This window comes from Acutalibacter sp. 1XD8-36 (assembly GCF_009917525.1).
GTDB lineage: Bacteria > Bacillota > Clostridia > Oscillospirales > Acutalibacteraceae > Acutalibacter.
The window spans coordinates 1-21,151 of sequence record NZ_QZDU01000012.1; the positions used below are offsets into that span (position 1 = coordinate 1).

Below are 21,151 nucleotides of genomic sequence, written 5' to 3' on the forward strand. Positions count from 1 at the left end.
TTTCCGTCCAGGATGGGCCGCTCCCCGCGCACGAACAGTAAAGCCAGCTTATTATCCAGCATACGAATCTCGTCCGGGGTCAACAGCTCCCGGCCTAACTGCTGCTCGTTTTTGGAAAAGCTCCCGGAGCGCCCCTTGGACTGCCCAAAGGTGTTGGTGCGGATAGGTCTGCTTGCCCAGGAGCTTGGAGAGATACTCATGGGTGCCGCTCTCGTTGCCGCCCAGGTAGAGCAGCAGGTCGGCATTGTTCATCATGGCCTGCCACTGCTTTTCATAGAGGGCCTTGAGCTGGCTCATGTCCTGTAAGATGATGGATGCCGAGATACCGTACTTGCGGAACGTAGCCAGTCGCATTTCAAAATCCTTTGGGAGCGTGATGTTCCCAAACTCATCCATTAGGATGTGCATGGGAACTTTGAGCCTGCCATGACGGTTTCCGTAGTCATAGAGGATTTCAAAGAGCTGTCCATAGAGCAGGCTCACGAAAAAGTTGAAGGACGAATCCGCAACTGGCGTGACCGCGAAAATCACCGTCCTTTCTTCCGGCGCGGTCAGCAGCCCTAGATCGTCCGAGTTGGTGGTGGACAGCCGCTCAATGGATTCCAGGTTGAACTTCCCCAGCCGGGACAGCAGGGTGATTTGTATACTCTGCAAGGTCTTGGTCGCGCCAGAGTGGTAGGCCCGGTAATGCTTGAGCGCGATATGCTCCGGCTCCCGCTGTTCCAGTTCCGTGAATATCTGCTCCACGGGGCTTGAATCCTTTTCCCCTCCACCAGGGCCATATTGCGGAGCAGAAACTGGATGGTGGGAAAGTTCTGTTCCTCCGGCGGGGCCTCATAGTACAAAAAATAGGCGAGAGCTGAAAGCAGCTCCTTCGCCATATCGTCCCAAATCTGTTCTCCCTTCTGCGCACCCTGCACCGCCGTGGCTTTCCAGAAATTTTCCACCATCCTGTCTACATCGTCATCGTTGCGCAGGAATACAAAGGGATTGTACCTGTCCGAGCGCTCCGGCTCCACCAGATTGAGAACATGGATGGTATAGCCGTGTTCCTTGAGATAGTTCCCGGTGGCCCGGAGCATTTCGCCGGACGGGTCCAGCACCACATAGGAGTGGCTGGCCTGCAAGAGATTGATAAGTACATGAGTGGTAGACTTGCCGGAGCCGCTGCCGCCGATCACCACGGTGTTAAGGTTTCGCCGGTGCCTGTACATGCTCTCCTGGGAGCTGCCAATGGCAACGTGCTGGGTCATTATCAGGTTGGAATTGGGATTCTTACGGTCCCGGTACTTCCGGTCAATGACACGGGGACTGCCCCACTTGGCGCTGCCATATTCTTCTCCGCGCCGGAAGTTCATGCCAGAGGACACAAAGAGCAGCACTGCCAGCCCATAGAGGAACAGGCACACCAGCACACAGCGCGGGGTGTCCGGCACAAGCTGAAACCGGAACGGGTTTGCCATAGCCCTGTTGAGAGCGGAAAACATCCCCGCCAGCCCGCTGTTTATTCCCGGCGCTAGGGCAATACCCAGCCAGACAGCCACAAGCCCCCCGGCTATGCCCACCACTATGGCGGGCAGTCTGTTCTGTCCGGGTTTCATACCGCCAGGGTATTATCCCTTGCATCCTCCGGCCTGTACCGTGGGCTGGAAACATACAGGCCCAGGAGCCGCTCCATCTCCGCAATCCCCCTCTGAATCTCCTGCCCCGCCATGCCGCTGGCCCGGATAACGCTGGAAAGCAAATCCCGGACAGCGCCGCACCTCTCCTGCTCATTGCCGCTGGGGATTTCCGGGAACACCTCCCGCTGGAATAGAATATTCTCGGTGCTGATATCGAACCGCCGCGCCAGCACATACCCACCGCAGAGGGCCACAAAGTTGGTCACAGGATTGCGCTCATAGGTCTTGCCCATGAACTTGTGCTGCTCATAGTGGCAGAACTCTTTGAGCAGGGAAAAGCACATCCGCTGCGCGTCCTGTCCCTCCCGGACGCGCACTTCGTTAAGGGCGGGGATATAGGTCCCGTCCACACCGTCAGGAATCTGTGAATCGTACTCAATGCTGAAGTCAGCGGCCAGGGAAATGGCCCGGATAATGTCCATGGGCTCGGTCCAGAACACTTCCCTTGGCTGGGAGCGGGCCGTGGTCTGGCTGATGTCAAAGCGGTGCTCCACATTGTAGTAATACTTTGTCCGGTGGGTCTTGGAATCCTCCTTGCCGGGGGAGCGGACGTAAACGCGTATGCCCTTTTCGCCTCTGCGGATGTACGCCTGCTCCTTTTTCCAGTCCTCAAAGGAGCCCAGCCGTGTCGCGCCCGGACACTGGGCGTAAATCAGCAGGGCATTGGCGCTGCCCCCGCCCAGGGTCCCGCTGGCAAGGTTAAACCGCTCCACCACGTCCAGCAGGCGGGGGAACTGCTCCATATCGCCCCAAACCCCCTCCACGGTTTCGGCGGTCAGCCTGCCGGTTTCCTCCCGGAGCTTTTTCTGGTAGGCAAGATACTGGCTAAAATCAAAATTTCCGTTCATGATACCATCCTTTCTGCGTTAGATTTCTCTTGTTGACTGGCTCCGCTGCCATAGTCGCAGGGAAATGCCCGCTGGCGTTTGCGGCACTTGCATTGGCATAGTTTGCTTTTAGGGTGTAGCCCTTTTCCCGCAGCGGCAGGCCGCTTTCCAGAATATCCCGCAGCACCAGTCCCCGGTCCTCCGGCTGCTCCACGCCGGGGATGTTTGTCCAATACAAGCGCTGGCGGCTCTGCGCTGACACCAGCGCGGAGTTTATGAGGATAGGCTCCACGCCTAATTCTGCCGTGATCTGCTCCCGGATAGCCGGGGCCATACTCTTGTTGTTTTCATATAGAAAGTAATCCGGCTGATACCGCGCCTTGGCAATCAGGTAGTTGCGGAACAGCTCCCAGCCCTGTCCCTCTGGCCTGGTTTCTCTGTGGCGGGACTGTGCGATACTCCAATGGGTGCAGGGCGAGCCGCCCAGCAGAAGTTTCGTTAATGTGGTCCGATTCGGACCGGCGGCATAGCTGCCGGTCTGCAAATCGGGCAAACCCGATTTGCAGACACATTTACTAATCATCATAGGCACATATCCTCCGGCCCCTTTTTGGATGCCTGGGCCTGTTCTCTGCGCCTCATGCAGAACTCCAGCTCCCATTTTGCACGTCCTATCAGGTCCTTTGTGGCGGACATCAGGTCGGAATGATTGTGGCCCCAATAATAATCCTTTCCGTCTTTACAAGCCCAGGTCACAAACTGAAAAGGGGCCTCGCTATGCACCCCAAGAACAAACTCTATCTCGCCTACATGGATAGAGTCCGTGATGATATAGCCTGCGTTTTTCCTGAAGTTCACCGGGTCACCTCCTTATCAAGATTTGCCTGCTTCCTTTCTTCCTCTGCAAACCTTTGGTCCAACTGCTTCACGGTCCAATTCTTTCTGAATCTTCCCAAAGGGTTATCACCAAACATTGCAATGGCCCGCTTGTCCATATCCAGGAGCCGCCGCCACAAGTCAGGGTGGTGCTGCCGCAGCTTTCGCAGTTCTCCAATCCTCTGCAGCGGGCAGCACCAGCAGGAACAGCGGTTGTAAATCTCATACAGTCCACCCCAGTCAAAGCCCCTGTCATAGCAGATTTGCAGAGCCTGGGCCTCGGTAATTCCCCATTCCACTAGAGGGTATCGTTTGTCCTTGTCCTGTTTGCATCGATGGGATTCATCTGCTGCGATTCCCACATACTGTATAGCGCTGCATTTCTCTTTTACCTGTTTCAAAGCCCTGTCCACCAGTTTTGTTTTAAGGTGTCCAGTACACCATCTCGCCCTGGGGCCGGGCCAGCCGTAGCCAATAACCGGCAGCTCTTTGGTAACACGCCGTTCGATGGCCTTTTTTCGAGTTAGGGGGGTATCGTAAAGGAACCATTCAAAGCCTTTGGGGTGCCGCAGGGTGGTGATATGCAGGCCCCGCTCCCGGAATAGCAGCTCATCCAGCTTTTGCATATGTTCTTTCATTTCCGGGAACTCCATGCCTGTGTCAGCATAGTATACAGCGTCAATGGGCATACCACGCTCAAGCATAAGCAGGAGCATGGCGGTAGAATCCTTGCCTCCTGAAACAGAAACTACATGAAAATCGCTCAATCAATCTCTCCTTTCTCCCTTATCCTGCGCTCGCCCCGTTCCAGCAAATGCCGCGCTGTTCTCCGGTGCTCCCGCTGGATTCTTCTCAAATCCTGTATCCGGTAATAAGTCCCCAGGTCGTGGGTGGCCTTATGCCGAAGTTTCAAATCCTCTATCAGGTGCTCGATATCTTCCGCAAGCCCCAGGTACATTTTGCCATCCGCAATATCGTCCGCCGGGGCGCGTACATCATCCGCCACTAGCTCACCTCCAAGCTCTCATAATGCCGCCAGAGCGTGGGGTTCACACAAAGGCAGCTCTGTATGGTGTCTTTGATACGTGAAACATCCCGCTGAGTTATCCGCTCCGGCAGGCCGCAGCAATGAGCCTTGTCCATATCAAAATAACTGCACTCCGGGCAGTTGCAAATATCAAGATAAAAGTCTTTCGTTGTCAATACCTCCTAAAAATGGGCATGAAAATAGCCCCAATCACAAAAGTAATTGGGGCCAAAGGTTGTATTCTATTGTAATTGGCTTATGGTCTGATAGAGCGCCCGTATATGCTCCATCCATCGCCCACGGTCGGCAGGGTCTTTCCATCTGGCTATCAGGTCATGAGCCGGGTTCTGCACCTTGCGGAGTACCCGCAGAAGTGCTGCCGTGTCCTCTGGCGTGAGTACCAGCCGCCGGATTTCATGCTCCACGTACTCCATGCGGGAGATGTCCAGCACAGCCATGTAAACCTTGCCGGTCTGGAAGAACTCTGCCACGCACTCTGCCAGCAGAACCCGCACAGAATCGAAGTAGACGGGGTATAGGCAGCGCAGTTCCGGCTGGCACAGGCCGGGGGCTGGCCGAATGATTCCGTGGCTGAGTTTCTTAATCAGATACTCCTTTAAGGTCTGAATGGAATGGGCCATGTCCAGCTCTCGATACCCTATCCTTTCTAACTGCCGTTCTGCCAAGACTTCCAGCATATCCTGTCCGAAAGCGGTATCTTTCACACTGATTGCTTTAGCCATCGTGGTCATTTGGCACGGCTCCTTTCTGTTGGGATTTCCAGTTTTTAAGCAGGGAAAGGATGATGTCCTCTATCTGCTGTTGGGTGTAGTCTTCCGGGAAAAATTGATGCAGGCGCGTTCCTTTAAGCGTGACTTGTATCGTGGCAGCTTTCCCATTGGAAAGCAAATCCTCCATTATTTCCCCATTTAACTGTTTGTTTTTGCTATGCTCTTTTAGCTGCTGGGCTTGCCCCAAGGAGGGCGTGACTTCCCACCTACCCACTGCCTCCCATAATAACGCCTGTTCCTCTCGTGTCAAGTATGACAGTTCCACGGCTGGACGCAGCGCCAATTTGTTTTCATCCACCATTTGGAGCAGGGGAGGAATTAGGTATGTTAGGCGGATGTAGCGGCGTATCTGGTCTTGGCTTTCACCAACCTGCTCCGCAAGAATATCCCGCGATTTCTTCCCGGCTAAATTGTGTGCCACTGGCACACAATTATCTTTCCTTGGCCTGCCCGCCTTACGTTTCATGGCATCCAGTTTCATCCGATAGGCAAAAGCCTTTTCGCTGGGCAGAATCTTGTCCCTCTGCAAATTGCTGTCTACCATGATAATGGTAGCCTCGTCATTGTCCATATTTCGGACAATGACCGGCATAGTTTGTTTTCCCGCCAGTTCACTGGCCCTCTTGCGACGGTGGCCCGCTACAATCTCATAGCCGCCCTCTGGCCTGGGACGGACAATTCCCGGCACCAGAACGCCGTATAGAGCAACGCTCTCAGACATCTCCTGCATCTTTTCATCATCCATCACATGAAAGGGGTGGTCTTTGAACGAATGCAGTTCTGTCAGCGGGATTTCTTGAATCTGGCCGCCAGCAGCTTGGGCCACAGTTCCGCCAAACAGCGCGTCCAGGCTGGTCATTTGGATTTTTGCCGCGCTCCCTTTCATGACGCGACCTCCAAGGTCAGGGCCTCATATGCCGCTGATACCTTGCCGGACGGGTCATGTAGATAGATGCTTTTGCCCTCGGCGCTGGTTTCAGCCGCGCGGATGGAGCGGGGAATGATGGTGTCGAAAATTCTTAGCCGGTCGCCGTATGTACCCCGCAGCAGTTCCACGATTCCCTGCGAATAGGTAGTCCGCATATCTGCCATGGTGATTAAAATGCCGCTGATTGTGAGCATGGGGTTGATCTGCCGTTTCACTCTCCCGATTGTTCCCATGAGCTGCTCCATGCCTTTCAATGACAAGAAGTGGGCCTGCATGGGTATCAGGACTTCATCTGCCGCAGACAGGGCATTGATGGTAAGCATACCCAACGAGGGGCAGCAGTCCAGGATAATCACGTCGTACTGGTCGCGGACGGTGTTTAGGTATTCCCGAAGGATGGTTTCACGGCTCATAATGTTCACCAGTGTGACCTCCATGGCGGCTAGGTCGATGTTGGCGGGAAGCAGGTCTATCCCTTCTTCCTGGTGTAGGATTCCCTCGCCGGTTTCCAGTGGCTTGTCCTCTATGACCTTTCCCAGCACAGTGGCAAGGGTTTCTTCCAGTTGGTCCGGGTGCTGGCAGCCCAGACTGGCGGTCAGGGAGCCTTGCGCGTCAACGTCCACCAGCAGGACGCGCTTGCCCTGGCGGGCTAGGCCAATGCCTAGGTTTACGGTGGTGACGGTCTTGCCAACCCCGCCCTTTTGGTTGCAGATTGCAATTATTTTATCCATAGAATATCTCCTTTCCCTTGACAGACTGGATTTGTTTGAACTACAAACTTGTTGTCGTTAATGTGACATCACCCTTTTTATTGAACTCTTTTTCTAGACTTTACCACTCGTTTTTTACTGGAAAAAGAATAAAGACAAACCCGATTTCCCTTGATTTTCCTAGGGATTTCCGACTTGTCTTTATTATATCCTATGGGCACACATTTTCGACCCTGGCTTTACAAAATGGTGTAGACATTAAGACGGTATCCGGGATGCTGGGCCACTACTCAGCAGGATTCACCCTAGACACCTACGCCCACGTCACGACCGCCGCACAGAAAGAAGCTGCCAAGACGATGGGCAGCTTGCTCTCCGGCAGTATTTAGAAGTGCCCGGTCGTTTCCCCGTATGGGTCAGCCAATGGGTCAGGCAAGAGGAAATAAGGGAAAACACAAAAATAAACCCCCGGAACTCCTAGAAGTTCCGGGGAAATTTGGTTGCGGGGACAGGATTTGAACCTGCGACCTTCGGGTTATGAGCTGTGGTGAACCGATCTTTCCAGCCATTTCTAGGCGTTTCTGCCCCTTTTTGCTCGATTTTCTGGCCAAAACCCGAAGGTCTGACCCTGTCCAGTCCACTGAGTTTTTCCGGTTCTGGGTCAGCTTATGGGTCAGACAGCGATCCCGGTTTCACGGACAGTATGGAAAAAGCCGCTGTCAGAATCGGCAGCAGTCAAAAGGACAGGCTCGATATCCGCATTGATTTTTCTGGAAAGCCTCCATAACAGAGCGACACTGTCCAAGTAGTCGCCTGGAATATCATCAACAATAACGGCAATATCAATATCGCTATTTTCTTTGGAAGTCCCTTTTGCCTGAGAGCCGTAAAGGACAACAGACTGAACCTTGAGTTCTTCACGGACCCCGTCAGCATACTTTTTTGCCAGCTTTAACACTTCGTTTTTATCCATGACAATAATTCCTCCGTTTTACGGATCAAATCTTCACACCGGGATTCGGTTAGGGAACGTAAGAGCTTTTCTTTATTGAGGGGATACCTTGCCTCCACATTTAGCGGGCTTAGAACATCCAAAAGCGAAAGCTGATCTTCGCACATTTCAGTGGAAATCTTCGACAGGTTGGCAAGGCGCACCAGGCTGTGGATATATGGCAATTCGCCGTCAGGTTCCCGATGGACAAAAACTGCCTTCAACCCCTTTTCAATCGTCTGGTGGCACATAAATCCCACATATAGAAAGCGTTTTGTTTGCAGCATCGCTTTTGCTGTTTGCAGGTCATAATCCGCGCAGTCCAGCCAATATGCTGTTTTTGCAAATTCATTCATTGAAAAGCCTCGCAAAGTCCAGTTTACTGCTCATAGTATACCACAAGGTATACGAAAAAGAAAGGTTTTTTTAAAGTCAAAATTTGCGCTGCATAAACAAAGAAAGCGCATATTCATTTTGCCACGCAGCTATCCAAAACATCTGAACCCCAATGTCACCTGTTCATATTCCTCTTTCAGCTTTTGCTTATACTCACCCAATGGGTAGTAAATCCGCGACCGCTCCCGGGCGGCCTCGGCGCCGGAGTAGTATATGGACACGTAACGTGGGTGGTATGGGCGATGCCAGCGCTAGCGCAGATGGACGGTTTGCATATCCGTTTCCCGGCCATACCTGGGACACTTACTCAGGTCACAACGGTATCGACATTTCATTTGCTAATTGCTACGGCGAGCCGGTCTATGCGGTGGCAGCTGGAACTGTCCCCTATACGCAGGATGGATACCTGCTAATGGTGTGGGCTTTATTTCCTGCTCCAATTCGGCAAATTCAGGCGAATCAAAAAAATCGATCAGCGTGATACCTAGACCATCGCAAATCTTCTTGATGGTCAAAATTTTCGGGTCCATGCTCTTTCCATACAAGATATTTTTGATGGAAGATGGCGGCAAGTCTAATGAAGTAGCAAGTTTATTGATGGTAATATTGTGTTTTGCGCAAAGTGATTGAATCCGATTGCAAATAGCTGTGATAGTATCTGTGATGGATAACTGCTCTACAAGCTGGAATTTATCGCACAGTCTAGGGGACAGCCTCAGATATTAATTTTTTCCACTTGACATTGACCTTGGGACATGGTTTATACTATAAGAAACTTAGGGCAACACTGCACAAAGACCGGCCTACTGCCTTTGCATACGATTTGCTTACATATTTTCCCTCGGAGCACACAGTTTTCGCTTACCAATTGTCAAATTGCCTACACTCAGCCTGTGCACTCTGACGAAATAATCTGAAGAGTTAATCGAAGATTAACTCTTGCGCAACTTCTCATTCACAATCTTTGTGCGGTATTGCCTTAATTTAGGAGAAGAAAATGATGAAAGTGCGTTTTGTTAAGAAAAAGTATACATATTGGGACTCCCTGAGATTTTCTATAATCAGTTCACCCGTGTGTACGGTATTGTATCTGATCCTGTCTCTTGCTGTTGCAATTCTGCCAACCTACCAGGTCATTGTTAATGCAAGATTTATTGATAATGCGCTGGGACTTATAGACGGCTCCGCAACAAAAAGAGCGGTATATATTTCACTGGCGATCGTTATCGGGATTATAGCATATCAATGGCTTGTTGAGCCCATAAAGGCATATCTTGCCAACAAAATCGAGATGGATATGAGGGTCGGTCTCAAGGGCGCATATGTTGAAAAATGTTCAAAGATTGCGTTTAAGTATGTTGAAAATACGGACAGTATGGATTTAATGAACCGTGTTGCCGACACAATGGAGCATAAGTTTATCGACGGCTTTACAAATGCAGTCAATCTGATATCGCTGTTTATGACAATTACGGGACTTCTTATTGTCCTTATTACACAGATTGCCTGGGTTGCACTGATTATTATAGCTGTTGCCATACCGCTTCTCTATCTTTCGTTCATAAGCGGAAAGGCAACCTATGAGGCCAATAAAGAGATTACCAAATATCAGAGAAGATACAAATATCTCACTACCGTAATGACGGGAAGAGAAAATGTTGATGAGAGAACGGTATTCGGATATAACGAAAAGCTGAACGACAAGTGGTTTGAGCAGTATGAGATTTCCAGAAAAATGGAAACAAGAACACGTGCCAAATGGTTTGTAAAGCTTAAATCCGGAAGTGTGATAACAGCATTTCTGTGTACCTTTATTGCAGCAATGCTTATCAACCCTGTCGCAGCGGGAATTATTACAATCGGTATGTTCTTTTCACTGATAAATGCAACCTTTGAGCTTGTACACACCATGTCATGGTCACTCACAAGATTAATCGAGGCTGTATCCACACATATCGAATACCTTAAGGAGATTACAAAGTTTGCAGCATTTGAACAGTATGATAATGCGGATGCTGTACCTGAAGGCGGTATAGAATTTAAGTCTTTGGAATTCAGGAATGTAACTTTCAAATATCCCGGTACAGAAACCTATATTCTTAAGGATATGAATATGAAGATAGAAGCCGGCAGGCATTATGCCTTCGTTGGAGCAAACGGAGCGGGAAAGAGTACTATTGCCAAACTTCTGACAGGCCTTTATCAGGATTATGAGGGCAGGATACTTATTAACGGAAAGGACCTTGGAGAATATACGGCAGCTCAGCTTAAAGCCTTTTATTCAGTTGTTTATCAGGACTTTGCAAGGTATTCCATTTCAATCTGGGATAATATCGCCATAGGATGCGTTGGCGGAGCGGATGATGAAACAATCAACAATGCCATAACTGCCCTTAAACTGGACTCGGTTATGGAAAGCCTTGAGGATGGTAAGGATACATTGCTGGGTAAGCTGGCACAAGAAGGCAAGGATCTTTCCGGCGGTGAATGGCAGAGAATCGCCCTTGCAAGATGCTTTGTAAGTGAAACACCGATTCGTGTACTGGATGAACCCACAGCCGCGTTGGATCCCATTGCGGAAAGTAACCTTTATAGTGAATTTGCAAAGCTTTGTGAAGGAAGAACCACATTGTTCTTCAGTCACAGACTGGGCTCGGTTAAGCTGGCAGACTATATTTACGTAATTGATAACGGACATGTAGAGGAACAGGGAACGCATAACGAGCTAATGGCCGCAAAGCAGCTTTACTATACGATGTATGACAGTCAGAGGATGTGGTATCAATGAGTGAAAAGAAAATAAGTCCCATTAAGATACTTAAGAGAATAACGCCTCTTGTATGTAAGGCAACGCCTTTCTTTTTTGGATTGTTCATTGTAATTACAATACTCCATGGCTTGTCATGGGCAGTAAAGATTTTGTTTCTGCAGAAGTTTTATAATACTACCAGTGAAGTAATCAATACAAGCGGAAGCATAAAAACCATATATATTTCTCTTATTGTGTACGGCGTGGTTATTATTCTGGCAGAGCTTGTTAACGCACTTAACAATTTCCTGTATCTGCCATTTAACCAGAAGGTTATCGGAAAATTGATGCAGAAGGTTCATCTTAAGATATCTAAAATTGGAGCCATCGAATATGAAAATGCGTCAACTCTGGACAGCATCAACAAGGCCGAGATGGGAATTAATCATATCTTCAACATGGTATTTTCATTTATCATGATGATGGCATTTTTCCTGCCCTATGTGCTGTTTATGGGAATATGGATTTTTACTATTAAGCCGATTCTGGCAATCGTAATTGTTATTTCCATGGTGCCCTGTCTTCTGACAAAGCTTGTGCAGGTAAGTATGTACGCGAATCTTGAGGATGAGATTGCTCCGCTGAGAAGATCTTATGATTATTATGAGAGCACCATCTGCTCCAAGGAATATTTCAAGGAAACGAGAATCCTGGGCGTAACGAACTATTTTAAGAAGCTTTATTATGACACAATGGTTGTTCTGAATAAGAGAAGCCTTAAGGTGGCAAAGAGAGCCTGTCTGTTTGATCTTGCGGGAAAAGGAATCGGCCTTGCAGGTTATCTGGTTGTCCTTCTGCTTTTTGTGAAAGCATTGCTTACAGGTGATATTACGGCGGGTACATTTGCCGCCATATTCACGGCAATCGTAAAGATGCAGGAAATGGTCGGAGAAATGATTCATCTTGTGGGCGATATAGGTAAAAACAGCGGTTCAATCAACAATCTTCTTGATTTCATAGATATGCCCGAAACAGACGGTGAAACAAAGGTACATGATTTCTGTGAAAAGATTGAACTTAAGAATGTTTCCTTTACATATCCGGGAGCGAAAGAGGAATCTCTGACAGATGTTAATCTGACAATTAATAAGGGTGAAACCATTGCAATTGTGGGACATAACGGAGCCGGAAAATCAACTCTCGTGAGACTGATTACAGGTATATATCAGCCCACCGGTGGCAGTGTAACAATAGACGGCATACCCACAAAGGATATTAAGTCATCGAGCCTTTACGGACTTATGTCCGGTGTGTTCCAGAAATTCCAGAAATATCAGATGACTCTTCGTGAAAACGTTAGGATTAGCAATCTTGATGCGGAAAGGGAAGACGGAACTCTGCTGGAAATCTTAAAGAAAGCAGATGTGGATATGGAATCACAGTCTTATCCCGATGGTTTGGAAACCATGCTTTCCCGTGAGTTTGACGGCGTCGACCTTTCAGGCGGACAGTGGCAGAGGGTATCTATTGCAAGAGGTATCAACAGAGACAGTAAGGTAATCGTGTTGGACGAGCCTACTGCCGCAATCGATCCCATTGAGGAGACAAAGATATATAAGAAGTTCAAAGAGATATCCGATGAAAGAACAACGGTGCTTGTAACTCACAGACTCGGAAGTGCCCGAATTGCAGACAGAATCGTTGTTATGGAGAATGGTCGTGTTGCAGAAATCGGAACCCATGATGAGCTGATTCATAAAAAAGGCACATATTATGTTTTGTTCATGTCACAGGCACAGTGGTATGAAAATCAGAATGCTTAATAGGAACGTATAATATGAAGAAAACAGCTGTTTTTTTCCCGTGCAGGCTGCCCGCTATCATACCAGAAGCCTCACAAATTAATACATTAGAAGAATAGGCGCATAAATAATACTTAAAAGAGGAGGATTTTATGAAAAATGAACTCATGTTGATTGGTGAAATTGCAGACTTTTTTGGAATTTCAAGAAAGGCAATGCGTTTATATGAAAAGAAAGGTATTATTAAGCCGGTGAAAGTAGATACCACGAATGGATACCGCTACTATTCAGCAGAACAGGTTCAGCAGTTAAATGCACTGATAGAGTTAAAAGCACTAGGTTTTTCTCTTGATGAGATCAAGATGATCATTGATGGGAAAACATCGAAAACACCATTGCTTGAAATGCTTGAAAAGAAACGGCAGGCATGGCAGGAAGCAATAGATTCTGCGAAATACAAAGAAGAATGTCTGGATAACATTATTCGTAATTTGCAAGGTTCTCAAACCGCGGAAAAAATAACCGTAATGACAGAAGAAGAAAGAGCATGGCTGCTGGTAAAAATGGTATGTATTGAAGATGTCAAAGGACAGAAAGTTCTGAGCGAAGCATTGTGGGTGTAAGGCAATGTGTGTAGGGCTTTAGCACAACTTTACATTTAGCGCTTATATTACTTGTAAGAACGGCGATAGCAAAGCTAATGTTTATCTCGAATGCAGCGAGAGTCCAATTCAGAATGTGATTTACATTACTTTGCCGTTTGGGGTTCTATTGGCTGTGGGGGCTTTCTGTGATTATGGTTTATCATGGCTTGCGCATAGAGCCAATCGTGCTGTTGGGAAGGGAGGATGAATAGTCGGTACTTGTTTTAGAAACTTATAGCAGTGTCAAAATTTGCACTGCAAAACAAAGAAAAGCGGTTCACGATTCAGCCAGCCACTTCTTGAACTCATCAAAAGACATTTTACCAGAGGCGCACTCATCGCGCTTGCCCTTGGCAGTGGAGCTCCAAGCATAGAATGTGCCGGGGCTGATTTTCCCCGCCTTAATCCAGTTAAAGCGTTTCTTGTATTCCCGGCGGTACTCCTTGAACAGCTCGTCTGAGTTTTTCTTTTCTGCCCAGCGTTTCCTCGCGCCGACTTCCCGGCAGGTGTAACCGTTTTCATCTACGGTAAGGTTGCAGAACTCCGCCGTGTTGCGCCGGGGGATTGCGAAATACTTTCCGCAGTAGGAGCAGATGCGCATACGCTGTTCGCGCTTGACGCACTCGCGGATTGAGAACTCCACCATGTTATAGATGGAGGTTGGGTGCAAAACTTCTGCAAAGGTTCCCTCGCCAGTTTGCTCATAGGTGGTGGAAATAGGCTGGAACTTGTAAGCATAAAGCGGTTGGTTTTTCTCCCTTTGGAGATAAGCTTTCAGCTTTTCCTTCACGGGTTTCTTCTTGCCGTCGTCGATATCCAGCACATCCTCAAACAGACGCATGATTTGTTTTTGGAGCGTGTCGATGTCACTAGGGATGTGCCGCAGCTGCTTGTGGGGCAGATGCTTCTGGATATCCTTGTCAGGGTGCTGCTCAATATAGCGGAACCGCGACTGCCAGTCAAGGCGCAGAAACTCGAAGTAGATGTGCTCTTTCGCCAGCTTTTTCAACGTGCTCATCACAACGGCCTGAGAATCGAAGTCGGATTTCTGATAAAAGTTCAGCAGAGCGGCATCCATTTTCTTAAACAGATCCTCCATCGGCCAGATGTCCAGATAGGTGAAACGCAAGAGGCTTTCCAGAAATGGGAAGTCTTTTTCTATTGTCCTTGGGCGTTCTAGCGTCAAATCTTTGTAGACGAAATACTCCCGGCCCTCCGCAAAGTAGGTGTAGAACTCATAAGCCGCCATGTTAACCGTTCTCCCTCACAAATTAAAAATATTTTTGAAATTGTCCTTGACAAATGTATAGCCATATGTTACCATAAGACAGTCGGGCAAATCAAACTGTCTTTAAGAGTAAGTCTACAACAAGGAAACGGAAAAGTCAAGACATTTTTTAGGAGGTGCCAAGTGGTTCAATCCAAGTTCAAGCATTATGAAGAACTGCCACTGTTTCTCAACGCGAAAACAGTGGCAGAGGTTTTAGGGATCTCAGTTGCGGGAGCCTACGAATTGTTGCATCAGGAAGACTTCCCGGTGTTGAGAATCGGTTCGCGCCTGGTGGTTCCCAAGGAACAATTTCTCTCGTGGGTCGAGAGTCAGACGGGAGGTATATAGCGTGAATAGTTTTCTGAGAGCATCATGCAGCGGAGCAAAGAATTTCTTTCCTCTGCCAAATGCAATTTTCAGTTTAGGTTTGTCAACAGGTGAACTGGCAGTCTATGCTTACCTTATGTACTGCGAGGACAGGAAGTCGCATCAATGCTGGCCGAGCTACAAAACTATTGGCAGAGCGGTGGGTATGAGCGAGAACACAGTGAGGAAATATGTGCGGGAGCTTGAGTACAAAACGCTAATTCTCACGGAACCTACAAAGTATGAAAGCGCCAGCGGTCAGGTGCGGAACGGCAACTTGATTTTTACGATTCTACCCATCCAGGGAGCAATCGAGTACCACAACGAGTGCCAGTTGTGGAAATGACCCGTTTGTGGCCCCTGTGAGGGCCGTGTCGGGCGATTGGAGCCGGAGGTCGAGGGAGTTTAGCGGCAACCGGCCTAGAACAGCCGTGTGGGGCATTTGTGGCGATTTGTGAGGGCGGTGTCCACGGGGACGGAAACCGCCCCAAATATGCAAATGTTTGCAACTTTATCCGCCAGAGCAGGATGCAGAAAGCGGTCAAAAAGACAAGCAGGTTAAAGCGCGGAGTCTACCGCGCGGTTCACATCGTCCGGCAGAGCCGGTCGTTAGGGAAAAATCAGGAATTACCGGCCTCCAAAATCAGGGGTCGGTCGGAAAGGAGCGCTTTTGAGCGAGAAAAAGCAAAAATATGCGTACTGGATGCGGCCTTCGATGGTCGCGGAGATTGAGGAAATGCTGCCGGAGGCGAACGCTATGTCGAAAGGAGATTTTGTTTGCAAGGCGGTGGAGTTCTACATTGGTTATCTCAGGCAGCAGAAAAATATTAATTTCTTGGCTCCGATGTTAGCAGGAGCAATCAAGAGCGAGGTGCGTTCCCTCGGCAAGGATGTGTGTGAAATGCTGTTCAAGCTGGCAGTAGAAATTGGAATCAACAGCAATATCACGGCGGCGGTCAATGATATTTCTGATGAATTTCTGGGCGCATTACGGCTCAATGTCGCCCAAGAGATAGCGAGGATGAATGGGATTTTGACCTTCGAGGACGCTAACGAGTGGCAGAACGGGGGTGAGTGATTATGGCGAAAATAATTGTTACCAGCAGGTATATGCGGAACTCACCAAAGCGTTCCGCGACGAACTTGGTGAAGTATATGGGCACCCGCGAGGGGGTTGAGAAGGTGGCTGATGGTGTTGACAACGCTCCGGCCACCGTCCGCCAGCAGAGGTTGGTGCAGGACATCATTAAGTTTGACCCGTCTGCCAAAGACTATGGCGAGTACCATGACTACGAAAGCTCTCCCACCAAGAGCAACGCCAGCGAGTTTATAGACGCCTTCATAGAGCGCAACGCCGACCGTATCGGTGAGTTGGATAAGCTGGTAAGCTACATGGCGGAGCGCCCGGGAGTGGAGAAACTGGGTCCGCATGGGCTGTTCAGCCAGACCGATGGCAAGATAGATTTGGATTCGGTTGCCGAGGAAGTAGGCCAGCACAAGGGGATCATCTGGACACACGTTATCAGTTTGCACCGTGAGGACGCGGAGCGATTGGGCTATAACAAGGCTGAGGCATGGCGAGAATTGGTACGGCGCAACGTCACCGAACTGGCTGAGGCGCAGAAAATTAATCTCACAAACCTGCAATGGTATGGAGCATTTCACAATACCACACACCACCCTCATATGCACCTGCTGGTCTATTCCAAGGATATAAGGCAGGGTTGGCTGACGAAAAAGGGGATCGAGGAGTTGCGAAGTGCGCTGGGCAACGACATCTTTCGGCTGGAGCAGTACAAGCTGCTCACGATGGAAACAGACTTCCGTGACCGGCTGAAGAAGGAGAGCCGAGAGGAAATTGAAAGGCTGCTTGCTAAAATCCGTGAGTCATATGCGCCCACTTCTGAAGTGGAGGTGCTGTTTCTGAAGCTGGTTTCCCAGCTAAAGACCTGCAAGGGGCGCAAACAGTACGGCTATCTGCCGAAAGATATAAAGGACACGGTCAACAGAATTGTGGCTGAACTTGCAAAAGGCGATGACATCGCAAAGTTGAATTCGGAGTGGAATAAGGCTAACCGGGAGAAATTATCACTCTATTTTGAGAAGAAGGGGGCGGACATTTCCCTGGAGGATAACCCTGAGTTCCGCAGTATCAAGAACATTATCGTACGGAGCGCGACGCTAGCAATGAAGATTATGGAGGCGGAACACTCTCAAACGTATGATGTGGGTGGTTCGATTCAGTCAGTGGTCAGTGCTCTATGCAAGCTGATTTCAAAGAGCTATGGCAAAAAGATAGAGCGGCTGAATACTCAGATAGATAGCAAGCTCAGAAGTAAAATAGAGCAGAAGAAGGTGGCCCATGGATTGAAAACAGAGCGCAGTATCCAACAGGATATGGATGACGATGAGGCTTTTGGGATGAGGATGTAGTTACCTCAAATTTTGCGGTGCAAAACAAAGAATACGGTTTGGGAAAAACCAGAAAAAGTAAGAAAAATGTCAGTGGACATAGGCGGGTACTGTGTGGTAGTGTTGGTAGTCAGAAAGGGGGCCAAGATATGGCGAAACGCAGAGCAAATGGCGAGGGCAATATACGCAAGCGCAAGGACGGCCGCTGGGAGGGCAGGTACACTGCAGGCCGTGATCCGGAGTCCGGCAAGGTGATTTACAAGAACGTGCTTGGTAAGACTCAAGCAGAGGTCAAGGAGAAACTGGCCAGGGCCATTGAGGACAACAAAGGCTTGGATATCGTTAAAGCGAGTCAGTACACGGTAGGGCAGTGGATGGACGTATGGTTTGAGAACTACGCCAAAATCAAGGTGCGGCCATCTTCACACAAAACATACAAAGGTTATATTGAAAATCACATTAAGCCAAGCATCGGCAAAATCCCGCTCAGTAAGCTGACTACGCTGGAAGTGCAGGCACTTTACAGAAAGTTGCTCACCAACGGTAGGGTAGAGCGGACGGAATCCAAACAGCAGCCCAAAGGTTTGAGCGCAAAAACGGTACGGAATATAAACCAGGTGATTTCGTCCGCAATGGAACTTGCCAAAAGCCAGAAACTTATCTTAAGCAATCCCACAGACGGTTGTGCCCTACCAAAGGTTGAACACCAGGAGATGAAAACACTGACCGCTGACCAGTTGGCCGCTTTCTTCCGCGAGGCTAAGAACAGCGGCGTGTTCGAGATGTACTACCTGGAGCTGGCAACAGGCTTGCGCCGTGGCGAACTGCTGGGCCTGAAGTGGGACGATATCAACCTGGACATAGGTGTTATCCAAGTGAAACGGCAGGTAGCCAGGATCGATGGGGAAGTGGTGGAGGCTCCGTTGAAAACGAAAAATTCCTACCGCACGCTGTCCATCGGAGCAGACGCGATAGAAATTCTTAGAGAGCAGAGGAGCAAAGTGGCTGGCGAGTATGTGTTTCCCTCGCCCAACGGCGGGCCAATTTCGCCGGACAGTGTCCTGCATATGCTACACCGGGTACTGGATAGAGCCGGATTGCCACCCTTGCGTTTTCATGATTTGAGGCACACGTTTTCAACGCTGGCACTCCAAAATGGAGTAGACATCAAAACGGTGTCGGGTATGCTGGGCCACTACAGCGCAGGATTTACTCTGGATACCTACGCACACGTCACCACCGCCGCACAGAAAGAGGCAGCCAAGACGATGGACAACTTACTATCCGGCAGCGTTTAGAAGTACCCGGTCGTTTCCCCGTATGGGTCAGCGCATGGGTCAGGTAAGGGAAACAAAGGGAAAATGCAAAATGAAACCCCCGGAAACCCTAGTGTTTCCGGGGGTTTTTGGTTGCGGGGGCAGGATTTGAACCTGCGACCTTCGGGTTATGAGCCCGACGAGCTACCGAGCTGCTCCACCCCGCGATATAAGCCGCCTCAAACTGACAGCTTAGTTATTATACTACACCTGAAAGGAAATTGCAAGCCCTTTTCTCAAATTTTTAGAAAAAATTTTCCGGGACCAAAGTTTTTACAAATGGGCTTTCCAATATCCGAGATTTGTGGTATAATATATTGGCATTTCCGGGCCTTATCCGGCAAAGGACATGAAGGATTATAGGAGGATGAAAAAGCCATGATGGAAGAATATACCCTGCCCCTATCCAAAATAATAGAGCATGAGGAGCTTGAGCCCCTCTATATGCCCAGGGACCCGGAGAATATTATCGTGCGCTCCAGGGACGTGATACGTCCGGGGCTGGAGCTCAACGGGTTTTACGAGTATTTTGACACCAACCGCGTGGCTATAATGGGCCGGGCGGAGATGGGCCTTTTGAACCGCTTCGGGGAGGAGCAGCGCACAGAGGTGATAGAGCGCTATTTCGCCCTGCACCCGGTGGCGGTGATACTTGCCAGGAGCATGCACCCCTGGGACGCCATGCTGGAGGCAGCGGAGCGCTATGAGATACCACTCCTGCTCTCCAGGGACACTACCTCGGGGGCCGTCGCCAGCCTGGTGGCCTACCTGAATGTGGAGCTTGCCCCGCGCATTACCCGGCACGGCGTGCTTATGGAGGTCTACGGCGAGGGGATACTCCTGGTGGGGGACAGCGGCGTTGGCAAGTCCGAGGCGGCTATAGAGCTTATCAAGCGGGGCCACAGGCTCATTGCCGACGACGCCGTGGAGATACGCCGGGTGTCCGCCATATCCCTGGTGGGCTCGGCGCCGGACAATATCAGGCATTTTATTGAGCTGAGGGGTATCGGGGTGATAAACGCCCAGCGTATCTTCGGCACGGGGGCGGTGAAGCCCAGCCAGAAGATAGAGCTCTGCATTAAGATGGAGCCCTGGGACGCCACAAAGGCCTACGACCGCATGGGCATTGAGAACGAGTTCGCAGAGATACTTGGCATACGTGTGCCGGTAATCACCATCCCGGTAAAGCCCGGGCGGAATCTTGCGGTGATAATCGAGGTAGCGGCCATGAACAACCGCCAGAAGGAGATGGGCTATAACGCCGCCCAGGAGCTGCTCGCCAATATGGGCATGGACTTCGACGAGCTCCAGCCCAAGGATGTGAAGATGGATTTGGATATATAAGCCGAGGAGCGCATATATTTAGTGGACTGTATAACCATAGAATTGCACAGACCGTAGAATTACACAGTATATAAAATATATACAACAGAAAGGGGCCCGGTATGGACGCTTTGAAATATGAGGAGCTGGACCGGCTTGTGTCGGAGCTTGACTGTGAGAGTCTTCGGGACGAGCCGCTTAGCAAGCACACAAACTTTAAGATAGGGGGCCCCGCCGCAAGGCTCATTACTGTTTTCAACGATAGAGCCCTTTCGGGAATCCTCCGGGGCCTCGCCCACATAGAACTGCCATACTTTGTGCTGGGCAGGGGCTCGAACCTGCTGGTGGGGGATAAGGGCTATCCTGGAGTGGCCCTAAAGCTGGAATTTACCTATGGAGGCATAATGCAGGACGGCGTGACACTGTATGCCGGGGCGGGAATGAGCCTGAACGGTGCCTGTGCATACGCCAAGGAAGAGAGTCTCACCGGCCTGGAGTTTGCCTGGCAGATACCCGGCTCAGTGGGCGGGGCGGTATACATGAACGCCGGGGCCTACGGAGGGGAGATGAAGGACGTTATCACCCGGGTCTGGTACATGGACACGGAGGGCAGGCTTCTGGACGCCACCGGCGATGAGCTGGGCTTTGGCTACAGAAGGAGCGCCTTTATGGAGGGCGGCAGGATAATCACCCAGGCGGAGTTTAAGCTGGCCCCCGGCAATAAAGAGGAGATAGCCGCGAAGATGAAGGAGCTCAAGGACCGCCGCCTGGAGAAGCAGCCCTACGACATGCCCAGCGCCGGGAGCACCTTCAAGCGCCCGAAGACCGGCTACGCCGCCGCGCTCATAGAGCAGTGCGGGCTCAAGGGGCGGAGAGTGGGCGGCGCCCAGGTGAGCGAGAAGCACGCGGGCTTTATCGTGAACACCGGCGGGGCCACCTGTAAGGACGTGCTGGAACTGATGGAAATAGTCAGAGAGACTGTGCTCAAGGAGACCGGCACGGAGCTTGAGCCGGAGGTGCGGGTCATCGGGGAGAACTGAG

General features: G+C 50.0%; 24 protein-coding genes, 1 tRNA gene and 3 pseudogenes. 11 read left to right on the top strand and 17 right to left on the bottom strand.

The window, feature by feature from the left end:
• The 12 genes and pseudogenes from D5270_RS17295 to D5270_RS14340 form a co-directional block, all read right to left on the bottom strand.
• The coding region (locus D5270_RS17295) for a type IV secretory system conjugative DNA transfer family protein (protein ID WP_442858608.1) at positions 1 to 245 on the bottom strand (245 nt) is incomplete at its 3' end.
• Positions 172 to 747 (bottom strand): annotated as a pseudogene (locus tag D5270_RS16630) (type IV secretory system conjugative DNA transfer family protein); the annotation flags it as partial. The gene D5270_RS17295 and the pseudogene D5270_RS16630, both read right to left, overlap by 74 nt.
• A gap of 44 nt (positions 748 to 791) precedes the next feature.
• Positions 792 to 1,601 (bottom strand): annotated as a pseudogene (locus tag D5270_RS17075) (type IV secretory system conjugative DNA transfer family protein); the annotation flags it as partial.
• Positions 1,598 to 2,530, bottom strand: coding sequence for an ArdC-like ssDNA-binding domain-containing protein (locus tag D5270_RS14300; RefSeq protein ID WP_166544733.1), 933 nt, complete (start codon positions 2,528 to 2,530; stop codon positions 1,598 to 1,600). The pseudogene D5270_RS17075 and the gene D5270_RS14300, both read right to left, overlap by 4 nt.
• Positions 2,514 to 3,095, bottom strand: a complete 582-nt coding sequence (locus D5270_RS14305) for a DNA cytosine methyltransferase (protein ID WP_243150385.1) — start codon at positions 3,093 to 3,095, stop codon at positions 2,514 to 2,516. The genes D5270_RS14300 and D5270_RS14305 overlap by 17 nt, the downstream gene beginning before the upstream one ends.
• Positions 3,092 to 3,367 (bottom strand): hypothetical protein, encoded by a 276-nt coding sequence (locus D5270_RS14310; protein ID WP_166544734.1) that lies wholly within the window; start codon positions 3,365 to 3,367, stop codon positions 3,092 to 3,094. The genes D5270_RS14305 and D5270_RS14310 overlap by 4 nt, the downstream gene beginning before the upstream one ends.
• Complete coding sequence (locus tag D5270_RS14315) at positions 3,364 to 4,152, bottom strand: phosphoadenosine phosphosulfate reductase family protein (RefSeq protein WP_279286510.1); 789 nt, start codon at positions 4,150 to 4,152, stop codon at positions 3,364 to 3,366. The genes D5270_RS14310 and D5270_RS14315 overlap by 4 nt, the downstream gene beginning before the upstream one ends.
• Complete coding sequence (locus D5270_RS14320; RefSeq protein ID WP_166544735.1) at positions 4,149 to 4,391, bottom strand: hypothetical protein; 243 nt, start codon at positions 4,389 to 4,391, stop codon at positions 4,149 to 4,151. The genes D5270_RS14315 and D5270_RS14320 overlap by 4 nt, the downstream gene beginning before the upstream one ends.
• Entirely contained in the window at positions 4,391 to 4,588 is a 198-nt protein-coding gene (locus D5270_RS14325) for a hypothetical protein (protein WP_166544736.1), read from the bottom strand. The genes D5270_RS14320 and D5270_RS14325 overlap by 1 nt, the downstream gene beginning before the upstream one ends.
• Positions 4,589 to 4,654: 66 nt before the next feature.
• Positions 4,655 to 5,155, bottom strand: a complete 501-nt coding sequence (locus D5270_RS14330; protein WP_166544737.1) for a hypothetical protein — start codon at positions 5,153 to 5,155, stop codon at positions 4,655 to 4,657.
• Positions 5,148 to 6,089: a ParB/RepB/Spo0J family partition protein gene (locus D5270_RS14335; protein ID WP_166544738.1), complete on the bottom strand. Its 942-nt coding sequence runs from the start codon at positions 6,087 to 6,089 to the stop codon at positions 5,148 to 5,150. The genes D5270_RS14330 and D5270_RS14335 overlap by 8 nt, the downstream gene beginning before the upstream one ends.
• Positions 6,086 to 6,862 carry a ParA family protein gene (locus D5270_RS14340; protein WP_166544739.1) on the bottom strand — a complete coding sequence of 259 codons (777 nt, stop codon included), beginning with the start codon at positions 6,860 to 6,862 and terminating at the stop codon, positions 6,086 to 6,088. Before D5270_RS14340 ends, D5270_RS14335 begins: the two co-directional genes overlap by 4 nt.
• A 197-nt stretch (positions 6,863 to 7,059) precedes the next feature.
• Between D5270_RS14340 and D5270_RS14345 the strand changes: the two are divergent.
• Positions 7,060 to 7,230 (top strand): annotated as a pseudogene (locus D5270_RS14345) (tyrosine-type recombinase/integrase); the annotation flags it as partial.
• A 284-nt stretch (positions 7,231 to 7,514) separates the two neighbouring features.
• Here D5270_RS14345 and D5270_RS14350 read toward each other — a convergent pair.
• From D5270_RS14350 to D5270_RS17080, 3 genes are all read right to left on the bottom strand, one after another.
• Positions 7,515 to 7,814, bottom strand: a complete 300-nt coding sequence (locus tag D5270_RS14350) for a nucleotidyltransferase domain-containing protein (RefSeq protein ID WP_160579909.1) — start codon at positions 7,812 to 7,814, stop codon at positions 7,515 to 7,517.
• Positions 7,793 to 8,188 carry a HEPN domain-containing protein gene (locus tag D5270_RS14355; RefSeq protein ID WP_166544740.1) on the bottom strand — a complete coding sequence of 132 codons (396 nt, stop codon included), beginning with the start codon at positions 8,186 to 8,188 and terminating at the stop codon, positions 7,793 to 7,795. The genes D5270_RS14350 and D5270_RS14355 overlap by 22 nt, the downstream gene beginning before the upstream one ends.
• 378 nt (positions 8,189 to 8,566) lie before the next feature.
• A complete protein-coding gene (locus D5270_RS17080; RefSeq protein ID WP_330587539.1) occupies positions 8,567 to 8,947 on the bottom strand; it encodes a helix-turn-helix transcriptional regulator in 381 nt (126 codons plus the stop codon).
• A gap of 278 nt (positions 8,948 to 9,225) precedes the next feature.
• On the opposite strand from D5270_RS17080, the gene D5270_RS14365 reads away from it, so the two are divergent.
• The 3 genes from D5270_RS14365 (at position 9,226) to D5270_RS14375 (ending at position 13,402) form a co-directional block, all read left to right on the top strand.
• Positions 9,226 to 11,016 (top strand): ABC transporter ATP-binding protein, encoded by a 1,791-nt coding sequence (locus D5270_RS14365; protein ID WP_166544741.1) that lies wholly within the window; start codon positions 9,226 to 9,228, stop codon positions 11,014 to 11,016.
• Complete coding sequence (locus D5270_RS14370; protein ID WP_166544742.1) at positions 11,013 to 12,800, top strand: ABC transporter ATP-binding protein; 1,788 nt, start codon at positions 11,013 to 11,015, stop codon at positions 12,798 to 12,800. Before D5270_RS14365 ends, D5270_RS14370 begins: the two co-directional genes overlap by 4 nt.
• 131 nt (positions 12,801 to 12,931) lie before the next feature.
• The gene (locus D5270_RS14375; protein WP_160579905.1) at positions 12,932 to 13,402 is read left to right on the top strand and encodes a MerR family transcriptional regulator; all 471 of its coding nucleotides are present in this window, start codon (positions 12,932 to 12,934) and stop codon (positions 13,400 to 13,402) included.
• A gap of 298 nt (positions 13,403 to 13,700) precedes the next feature.
• Here D5270_RS14375 and D5270_RS14380 read toward each other — a convergent pair whose 3' ends face one another.
• Entirely contained in the window at positions 13,701 to 14,672 is a 972-nt protein-coding gene (locus D5270_RS14380) for a DUF6076 domain-containing protein (RefSeq protein WP_166544743.1), read from the bottom strand.
• 162 nt (positions 14,673 to 14,834) lie between these two features.
• Here D5270_RS14380 and D5270_RS16930 point away from each other — a divergent pair, with 162 nt between their 5' ends.
• The 5 genes from D5270_RS16930 to D5270_RS14405 all read left to right on the top strand — a co-directional run bounded on the left by D5270_RS16930 (position 14,835) and on the right by D5270_RS14405 (position 18,769).
• Positions 14,835 to 15,041 (top strand): helix-turn-helix domain-containing protein, encoded by a 207-nt coding sequence (locus D5270_RS16930; protein ID WP_166544744.1) that lies wholly within the window; start codon positions 14,835 to 14,837, stop codon positions 15,039 to 15,041.
• A 1-nt stretch (position 15,042) separates the two neighbouring features.
• Positions 15,043 to 15,405 carry a helix-turn-helix domain-containing protein gene (locus D5270_RS14390; protein WP_330587538.1) on the top strand — a complete coding sequence of 121 codons (363 nt, stop codon included), beginning with the start codon at positions 15,043 to 15,045 and terminating at the stop codon, positions 15,403 to 15,405.
• A gap of 324 nt (positions 15,406 to 15,729) precedes the next feature.
• On the top strand, positions 15,730 to 16,137 hold the full coding sequence (locus D5270_RS14395) for a hypothetical protein (RefSeq protein ID WP_166544745.1): 408 nt from the start codon (positions 15,730 to 15,732) through the stop codon (positions 16,135 to 16,137).
• A 2-nt stretch (positions 16,138 to 16,139) separates the two neighbouring features.
• Positions 16,140 to 17,492: a MobP3 family relaxase gene (mobP3, locus tag D5270_RS14400; protein ID WP_166544746.1), complete on the top strand. Its 1,353-nt coding sequence runs from the start codon at positions 16,140 to 16,142 to the stop codon at positions 17,490 to 17,492.
• A gap of 128 nt (positions 17,493 to 17,620) precedes the next feature.
• Positions 17,621 to 18,769, top strand: coding sequence for a tyrosine-type recombinase/integrase (locus D5270_RS14405; protein ID WP_166544747.1), 1,149 nt, complete (start codon positions 17,621 to 17,623; stop codon positions 18,767 to 18,769).
• 108 nt (positions 18,770 to 18,877) lie between these two features.
• Here the strand turns inward: D5270_RS14405 and D5270_RS14410 are convergent.
• Positions 18,878 to 18,954 (bottom strand) — tRNA-Met (locus D5270_RS14410).
• A gap of 211 nt (positions 18,955 to 19,165) precedes the next feature.
• Here D5270_RS14410 and hprK point away from each other — a divergent pair.
• Together hprK and murB are read left to right on the top strand one after the other, a co-directional pair.
• The gene (gene hprK / locus D5270_RS14415) at positions 19,166 to 20,131 is read left to right on the top strand and encodes an HPr(Ser) kinase/phosphatase (protein WP_161474641.1); all 966 of its coding nucleotides are present in this window, start codon (positions 19,166 to 19,168) and stop codon (positions 20,129 to 20,131) included.
• Between the two features lie 101 nt (positions 20,132 to 20,232).
• Positions 20,233 to 21,150, top strand: a complete 918-nt coding sequence (gene murB, locus D5270_RS14420; protein ID WP_166544748.1) for a UDP-N-acetylmuramate dehydrogenase — start codon at positions 20,233 to 20,235, stop codon at positions 21,148 to 21,150.
• Position 21,151 lies beyond the last annotated feature (1 nt).